At 54.1% G+C, this 7,119-nt stretch carries 7 protein-coding genes, 1 tRNA gene and 1 pseudogene; 5 read left to right on the forward strand and 4 right to left on the reverse strand.

Annotated elements, in window-relative coordinates:
• Positions 1-108: 108 nt before the first annotated feature.
• Both V7665_RS13895 and V7665_RS04385 read left to right on the forward strand, forming a co-directional pair.
• Positions 109-576: pseudogene (locus V7665_RS13895) on the forward strand (hypothetical protein); the annotation flags it as partial.
• A gap of 153 nt (positions 577-729) precedes the next feature.
• A complete protein-coding gene (locus V7665_RS04385) occupies positions 730-1,149 on the forward strand; it encodes a helix-turn-helix transcriptional regulator (protein WP_335663319.1) in 420 nt (139 codons plus the stop codon).
• A gap of 13 nt (positions 1,150-1,162) precedes the next feature.
• On the opposite strand, the gene V7665_RS04390 is transcribed toward V7665_RS04385, so the two are convergent.
• Together V7665_RS04390 and cpdR are read right to left on the reverse strand one after the other, a co-directional pair.
• Positions 1,163-1,237, reverse strand: a tRNA-Val gene (locus V7665_RS04390).
• Between the two features lie 43 nt (positions 1,238-1,280).
• Positions 1,281-1,658, reverse strand: coding sequence for a cell cycle two-component system response regulator CpdR (cpdR, locus tag V7665_RS04395; RefSeq protein ID WP_335663320.1), 378 nt, complete (start codon positions 1,656-1,658; stop codon positions 1,281-1,283).
• A 138-nt stretch (positions 1,659-1,796) separates the two neighbouring features.
• Between cpdR and V7665_RS04400 the strand changes: the two genes are divergently transcribed.
• Positions 1,797-2,684 carry an N-formylglutamate amidohydrolase gene (locus V7665_RS04400; protein WP_335663321.1) on the forward strand — a complete coding sequence of 296 codons (888 nt, stop codon included), beginning with the start codon at positions 1,797-1,799 and terminating at the stop codon, positions 2,682-2,684.
• Between the two features lie 226 nt (positions 2,685-2,910).
• Here V7665_RS04400 and V7665_RS04405 read toward each other — a convergent pair whose 3' ends face one another.
• Together V7665_RS04405 and V7665_RS04410 are read right to left on the reverse strand one after the other, a co-directional pair.
• Positions 2,911-3,696, reverse strand: a complete 786-nt coding sequence (locus V7665_RS04405; RefSeq protein ID WP_335663322.1) for a SapC family protein — start codon at positions 3,694-3,696, stop codon at positions 2,911-2,913.
• A 51-nt stretch (positions 3,697-3,747) separates the two neighbouring features.
• Positions 3,748-5,196, reverse strand: a complete 1,449-nt coding sequence (locus V7665_RS04410) for an FAD-binding oxidoreductase (RefSeq protein ID WP_335663323.1) — start codon at positions 5,194-5,196, stop codon at positions 3,748-3,750.
• A gap of 165 nt (positions 5,197-5,361) precedes the next feature.
• Between V7665_RS04410 and V7665_RS04415 the strand changes: the two genes are divergently transcribed.
• Together V7665_RS04415 and V7665_RS04420 are read left to right on the forward strand one after the other, a co-directional pair.
• Positions 5,362-5,862 (forward strand): hypothetical protein, encoded by a 501-nt coding sequence (locus V7665_RS04415; protein ID WP_335663324.1) that lies wholly within the window; start codon positions 5,362-5,364, stop codon positions 5,860-5,862.
• Positions 5,863-5,970: 108 nt separating this feature from the next.
• Positions 5,971-7,119: DEAD/DEAH box helicase (locus V7665_RS04420; RefSeq protein WP_335663325.1), on the forward strand; the 1,149-nt coding region annotated here is incomplete at its 3' end.

Here is a 7,119-nt window from a genome sequence, read left to right on the forward strand (position 1 = left end):
GTCTGCTTTCGTTCGCAAATTAACCAAAAACGTCAATTTCGTCGCCAAATTTACTTTCTTGTCGAAAGCCAGTTGAGCGAAGTGCATTTCGGCCCCTAGCTTAGTGCTATGGACTATCCGGCATCCCCAAATTTAAAGGTCTCGGCTCAGTTTCTTTACCGCGCCTATCTCAGCTGTCATTCGCTTCAGGCCCGCAAACCGCAGCTATTGAGCGCGCTACAATGTTCCGAATCAGAATTACGAGATCCCGGCAATCAACTGGGTGATGATTCTATCGCCAATCTCTGTGCAGCAGCTCAGGAAGAACTCAACCGGGCGGATATTCATTCGGAGATTGGCAGGAAAATGGTCCCACGGGGGTTTTCCGATCTTGGCTTCACTGCTTTTTTCCAACCCAATTTTGGTGAAGCGTTGATTCAGCTTGTTGCAGAGCAACGGTTGGGCGGCGAAAAGCCTATCGTAAAGCTCATGCCGCTTTCTTCCGGTGACCGATTGGTATGGAACCAAGATAAGGCGGTTTCGCCCGATCTCGTTCACATCCTATTTGCCTTGGTCCATCATTGCGGCGAGTTGCTTGCCGATGGTCGCTTCAAAACCGTAAAGGCAGCGCATTTTGCACACCGCCGGCCCGACGGTTTCAGAGGGTTTCCAGAAGGGAATTCGAACAGTGCCCCGATTCCCTGCCATTTCAATCGACCGTCCACCTATCTCGAATATCATCACCTAGCCATGTCCAGGCCGATACAGCGTCACAATCCTGCGATCATCTCGGCTGCCCGGAGGCAAGGGGCATTTTTTGCGCGAGCCAGATTCGAGCGCGAAAATCTGGCGAAACTCACCTATGAATATCTATTATATCTGCTCGACAAATCCGGCCTCAGCCTGGACGCGGCTGCCATAACATTTGGCATGGCGGAACGGACATTGCGGCGCAAATTGGTGGCCGAAGGCATGTCCTATCGGCAGCTACTGGAGCAGGTCCGGCGCGATACTTGCCATCTCTATTTCCTCGAAGGCACCCGGAACCTGTCCGAAATAGCCGCCAAGCTGGGCTATAGCGAATTGAGCGCTTTTACCCGCGCCTATACGAGCTGGTATGGCCATCCCCCGAGTCAGGACACTGGTGGCGCAATCGCGCTCGCTGCGTGAATTGTCCGGAAAATGGTGGGCGTAGAGAGAGTTGAACTCCCGACCCCTTCGATGTCAACGAAGTGCTCTACCACTGAGCTATACGCCCACGCTGGAGGTCGTCTAGCCAGCCGCTTCAGCTGGCGCAAGGCTTAATTCAGGTCGCTGATACTGTCTGGCTCGAACAGCCGGTCAACCTCCAGAACCAGATCCCGCAAATGAAAGGGTTTGGACAATATTTTGGCTTTCGGAACCGATTCTCCGGCGCGTAATGTTACGCCGGAAAAGCCAGTAATAAACATGACCTGGGTCTCGGGGCAGACAGCGGCGCAATGCTGCGCCAGTTCGATTCCATCCATTTCCGGCATCACGATGTCGGTCAAAAGCAAATCGAATTTCTGCGCGTCGAGCAACGGCACTGCCGCAGTTCCGCGGTCTACAGCGACAACTTCATAGTTGGCTTTCTCCAGCGCCCGTGTAAGATGCTCACGCATCGCCTGTTCATCTTCCGCGAGGAGAATCCTGATCATTTTGTCGCACCTTCCCGAATATGCCTGAATACAGGCCCGCCTTTATGCCAAGGCCGGTATATAAGTGCAAATCGGTTAATTTTTTCCCGAAATCGAAGATTTTTTTGGCCGCTGATGATGATCTTTTGGGGGGCGAACATGGCTAATGACATTCCCGGCAAAACATCATCCTCGGCGTCGATTTATTCCTTGTCCAATGTGGCGGCGCTCAACTTCCCTGTGCTGGTCAGCGTGCCCCACTCCGGTCGGGAATATCCGTCTGAGCTTCTCGCCAATCTCAATGTCTCGGCTTCCCACCTGATTCGATTGGAAGATCGCTACGCAGACCGGTTGGCGGCATCGGCCATTGCCTCCGGATTTCCAGCGATTATTGCCCGAAAACCCAGGGCATGGGTCGATCTCAATCGCAGTCATACGGAAATAGACCCGGATATGGTGGTCGGGATGGATCCGACACAGACACCCCAGATCAGCAAAAAAGTAAGAGGCGGCCTGGGTATATTGCCACGCCGACTGCACGGCGCAGGCAATTTGTGGCGGGAAAAATGGCAACATCAGCATGTCATTGACCGGATCGCGCAGGATCACGAGCCCTATCATGTGATGGTGGAGCGTCTACTTGGCCAGATACGATCTGTCTTTGGCTATGCGCTGCTCCTGGATTTGCACAGCATGCCATCGGTATTCGACGAGAATCAGCGGCAAGTCGGATTTGTCATTGGTGATCGCTTTGGGCGCAGTTGCGAATCGCGATATGTCGAACTGGCTGCGGTTCATTTTCGGATGCACGGCCACCATGTCCAGACAAACCACCCCTATTCCGGAGGCTATATTCTGGAGCGGCACGGCAGGCCCGCAGGCAATATTCATGCATTTCAGCTGGAAGTGGATCGATCGCTATATCTCGATCAATATATGCGCGAACCGATTGCTGCCGCGCGAACAATTGCGAAAGTGATCCGAGATTGCTGCGTTATGCTCGCCGAGCAATTGTCTGGCCGGCATCAGCTCGAAGCGGCAGAATGAAAGAATCTGCATAAAAAAACCACCCCGCCAGTTCGGCGAGGTGGTCAAGGTTCAGGGAGGTGGCATTTCAAAGAAATGCCTGCATAGATCCGATCGGGGGATGCGGACCGATACAACAACTAATGTGGGTGCTGTCGGGATCAGTTGCAAGCCCCAAAAGCCGGAAAATTATCAATCGCGTTTACCTGCTTCGGCCAAATCGGACGAAGCAGGCTGTCCCGAGTGGTTAAATCTGTACGGAAGGTGCTTCGGTCACTTGTGGCATTTTACCGGCACTCACCTGTCTTGCGAATAGATCGCGCATCAGCTGCAGCGAGAAGAGGTGGGCGTAGATCAGTGGCAATATTCCGTTTTGGTTTATCTTGCGGAGCTCATCGCCGCGCAGGTCGCGCAGTTTCTCTTCGTTGACCATCTTGAAGCCGCGGTAGATGAAGGGCTTTTCAACGCCGGTCTGCTGAATCGAGACTTCGCCATCCATCAGCAAGCCCATTTTTTCCAGTTCCTGGACAAATTGACCGGTTCGTTGGCCGGCCTGTTCAAACTGCTCACAAAAATCCAGGATATTCTTTGTTGTTTCGCTTGGTTGATCCCCGTCGAACAGGGCGTCGCCTTCCTTATATTCGCCAATCGCATCGGTTGTCGGGTCGAAGCAAAGCGAGAGTTCTTCGGCATCCGGCCGCAATTTTGCGAGCATGAAGGGGTAGCGGCGGACATAGGCCGGGACGTAGGCTGGTTCGCTGAAATGGCCTTCGTCGTTCATGAACGTGTTCACGCCTTCGTTCAGGCCCATCAGAATCAGTGGAACGCTATTTTCACCGACCGAAAATACAATTGGATAATTGCGCGCAGCATTGGCGAATTCATCGGTGGTGACCGGAATCGCATGCTGCGACTGCATGAAGGATGCATTGTCGAGCCCTTTGACTTTCCATTTGGCATGCTCGTTGGAATTGAGCGGGACCAAATCCTTGTAGAACATTGGTAGGGCTTGTGCTTGCGGCGTGCTCGCCATTGTCAGATTCTCCGAAAAATTACTGTTGAAATCGAATAGTTGTCTTGCGCTTTAAGAGCCTGACTGACCGGACGCAAGGGGAACGAGTTTGCCCGGGTTCATAATATTCTTTGGATCAATCGCTGTTTTTATCGCGCGCAGCATGGAGAGGCGCGCATCGGAAGACAGTCGTCCCAGTTCCGCGCGCTTATTTTGTCCTATTCCATGCTCTGCCGAAATTGAACCGCCCGCAGCGATGACGAGGTCATGGACCAGTGGCGTTATTTGTTTCCCGAAGTCCCGCATCCATTCTTGTGCCTGCACACCTGTTGGTGCCTTGACGTGGAAATGGACGTTGCCATCGCCCATATGGCCGAATGCAGCAACTTTCGTGCCCGGAAATCTTGCTTCGATGACCGGTGAAGCCTCGTTGATAAACCGGGCCATCCCGGGCACCGGAACGCTGATATCATGCTGCAGAGCCGGGCCGTTGGCACGCTCGGCTTCGGCAATGGAATCGCGGATTTTCCAGAAATCCTCAGCCTGCTGTTCGCTGGTCGCGAGAGTTGCATCTTCGATCAAATCCCGTTCCATTGCGTCTGCGAGCAGATTTTCGGTGACGGACCTTGGGTCTTGTGCATCCGGCTGATCACGTACGATTTCGATCAACACATGCCAGCGATGCTTGCCTTCCAGCGGCGAACGGGTGCCGGGAATGTAGCGTAAAACCGAATTCAGGCATGTTTCGGGAATAATTTCAAAGCCTTCCAGCGATTGCGGCGTCCGACTATTGAGATACCGGAACAGCTGATAGGCAGCGTCCGTACTGTCGACTGCGGCCCAGGAAACACAGCGATCGACCAAAGCGGGTACGGTTTTCAAGGTCGCGGCGGTGACAACGCCCAGCGTGCCTTCGCCGCCAACGAACAATTGTTTCAGATCATAGCCACGATTGTCTTTTTTCAGCGCCGCTAGCCCCTCGAAGATGCTGCCGTCGGGCAGCACGGCTTCGATACCGGCCACCAGCGAGCGCATCGTTCCGTGGCGCAACACCTGGGTGCCGCCAGCATTTGTGGAAACAAGGCCGCCGACCGTGGCGGAGCCTTTACCGCCAAGGGTCAGCGGGAATCGCTGCCCGTCGGCAGCGAGCGCTTCGTGCAGATTCTGGAGAATTACCCCGGCCTCGCACACTACCAACTGATCCTCCGGCTCTATCGCCCGAATCCGGTTCATGCGGCGGAGGGACAGAAGCACCGACTGACCGCTGATATCGGGAGTCGCGCCCCCGACCATGCCGCTATTGCCTCCCTGTGGCACGATAGCTACGCCATTTTCATTCGCAATCCTGAGTATTTCTGCCGTCTCCTGCGTGCTGGCCGGAGAGATCATGGCTACCGCAGCGCCGGTATAACGGCCGCGCCAGTCGGTGAGCCAAGGTGCCATATCATCGCCCGCGCTGGTGAAGCCCTTTGTGCCTATGACCGACCGCATCTGTTCCAGCCATTTGGCTATTTTTGGCATATTCATTTTCCTGCGCAGTGGTGCTACCTGTTCGCCGAGCCACCATCTCAGTGGAGCTGTGACAGGCACGTTATTTCAAGATGATATTAGATGATAGATTCTCAGTTCATGCAATATTCAATCGCCATTGATATAGCGAAAGCCAAGGTTAGTTAAGGGATTATGGTGAGCCTGTCACTTGCAGCGATATTACTGCTCTCTGTGCCAGAAATGCGCGAGATGCAGCCGGTGGATATTTCGCCGGGAGACAAGGCGATGGCCTATGTGTCTGAGCGCCCGCTCGTCTATGCTCAGGTCCGAATCGAAAAGCGGGTGATCATCAGGGTGCCGCGTCGTCGACCGACCCCTTTGGCACCGATGGCAGATTTTTCACAGGAGACCTCGCGACAGTCCTATCGCGAAAAGAAAATTGGCAAATGTCTGCCGATGAACAATATTCTCGGTGTGCAGATGTTCGCGGATCGCTACCTCGACCTGGTTACAAAAGATCGAAAGAGAATCAGGGCCCAGCTTGAGGATAAATGCCAGGCGCGCAGCTTTTATTCCGGTTTCTATGTGGAGAAGACGGCGGATGGCAAAATGTGTGCAGGCCGCGATATCCTGCACTCGCGGACCGGTGCCAAATGCGAGATTGACCGATTCCGTGAACTTGTCCCGACACCCTAGACCAAGCGAGAAAGCTTGACAAATCCCGGATATGGGGTCATTGCCCGGCACAGCCCGAGAGGCTAAGACAGGATGCAACGGTGCATCCTATATTTTTCCGGAACCACTATGAAATTTGCCGATATCGGCCTGTCTGAAGAACTGCTGAAATCCGTAGCCGAAGCTGGCTATGACGAACCGACGCCGATTCAAGCGCAGGCCATCCCTTCCGTATTGATGATGAAAGATATCATCGGCATTGCCCAGACCGGCACTGGCAAAACGGCGAGTTTCGTGCTGCCGATGATCGACATTCTGGCACATGGCCGCTCGCGCGCGCGCATGCCACGGTCGCTGATTCTCGAGCCGACCCGCGAATTGGCTGCGCAGGTTGCCGAGAATTTCGAGAAATATGGCAAGAACCATAATCTCACCATGGCCCTGCTCATCGGCGGTGTGTCAATGGGAGACCAGATCAAGGCGCTGGAAAAAGGCGTCGATGTTTTGATCGCCACACCCGGCCGGTTGATGGACTTGTTCGATCGCGGACGGATATTGATGTCGGGCTGCGAATTGCTGGTCATCGATGAAGCGGATCGGATGCTCGATATGGGTTTCATTCCGGATATCGAATCGATCTGCTCAAAATTGCCAGCAACGCGGCAGACGATGCTGTTTTCGGCGACGATGCCGCCGCCGATCAAGAAATTGTCGGACCAGTTTCTCAACAATCCGAAATATATTGAGGTTTCGCGCCCGGCTACGGCCAATACTTCGATCGATCAATCGCTGATCGAGGTTGCTCCAAAGGGCAAGCGCAAATTGCTGGTCGACCTGTTGGATAATGAAGGCGTCGAAACCGCGATCATCTTCTGCAATCGCAAGACCGAGGTTCGCGACCTTTGCCAGAGCCTCCGCAAAGATGGCTTTGATGCCGGGCAGATTCACGGCGATATGGACCAGAGTTCACGTCTGGCAGAACTAGACCGGTTCAAGTCGGGTGAAATCAATATCCTGTGCGCATCTGATGTTGCCGCGCGAGGACTGGATATCAAGGGCGTCAGCCACATTATCAATTATGATATTCCCTGGCACCCGGACGACTATATTCACCGGATTGGTCGGACTGGCCGCGCTGGCGCAACCGGCGTTGCGATTACATTTGTAACCCGCAGCGATGCCGAGCATGTCGAAAGCATCGAAAAACTGACCGGCATGAAAATCGCTGTGCGCAAAGAGCGCAAGGCCAAAACTGGCGAAAAGCCAGCCGAAAAGGCC

The sequence above is a fragment of the Parasphingorhabdus sp. genome (assembly GCF_036964675.1).
Taxonomy (GTDB): Bacteria; Pseudomonadota; Alphaproteobacteria; order Sphingomonadales; family Sphingomonadaceae; genus Parasphingorhabdus.